Annotated in this window: 1 protein-coding gene; it reads left to right on the forward strand. The window is 50.1% G+C overall.

Annotated features, from left to right (window positions below; all coding sequences use genetic code 11):
* Nucleotides 1-72: 72 nt before the first annotated feature.
* On the forward strand, nt 73-910 hold an 838-nt coding region (gene tnpC, locus AB5N96_RS13410), incomplete at its 3' end, for an IS66 family transposase (protein ID WP_499705757.1).

Below are 910 nucleotides of genomic sequence, written 5' to 3' on the forward strand. Positions count from 1 at the left end.
TCTTCTGCTGTACTTCTTGCTGAACCTACACTCGAGACGATCAGTTACACGCGCAAAAAGAAGATCGGACGTGTGGACAGATTGAACGACCTGCCCGTCGAGACGATCCACTATGACCTCTCTGAATCAGAGAAGGTCTGTTCAGAATGCGATCATTCGATGCATGAGATGAGCACACAGATCCGCAAGGAACTGAAGATCATCCCTGCACAGGTGACAGTGGTCGAACATGTCCAGCACATCTATAGCTGCCGCCATTGTGAGACACATGAGATCAAGACTCCTATCAAGAAGGCAGAGATGCCAAGACCGGTCATCCCGAAAGGACTTGCGTCCCCATCTGCTGTCGCTTTTGTGATGACTCAAAAGTTCGCAGACGGCCTACCTCTCTACCGACAGGAGAAACAGTTGGAACGGATGGGACTGCCGCTGAGTCGACAGACGATCTCGAACTGGATGCTGTCGAGTACGACGAGCTGGTTGAAGCCTTTCTATGCAGAACTCTATCGTAGAATTCGCCAAGAAGAGGTGCTTCACGCTGACGAGACCACTCTTCAAGTACTCGAAGAGCCCGGAAAGAAGGCAGAATCAAAATCCTATATGTGGCTCTACCGTACCGGCAGAGACTCTGATACGCCGATCGTTTTATTCGACTATCAGTCTAGTCGTGCCAAAGAGAATCCTCAGAAATTCTTGGAAGGTTTCGAAGGTTATCTACATGTGGATGGTTATGCAGGATATGAATCTATCCATAACGTAGAACTCGCAGGTTGCTGGGCACATGCGCGTCGTAAGTTCGACGAAGCACTCAAGGCACTGAGAGGTGCACCTGGTGGTGCCGGTCGAACAACCGTCGCCAAGAAGGGACTCGATTTCTGCAACCGACTCTTTACCATCGAACGGAAAATCA

It is taken from the genome of Chryseomicrobium imtechense (assembly GCF_041475995.1).
Taxonomy (GTDB): domain Bacteria; phylum Bacillota; class Bacilli; order Bacillales_A; family Planococcaceae; genus Chryseomicrobium; species Chryseomicrobium aureum.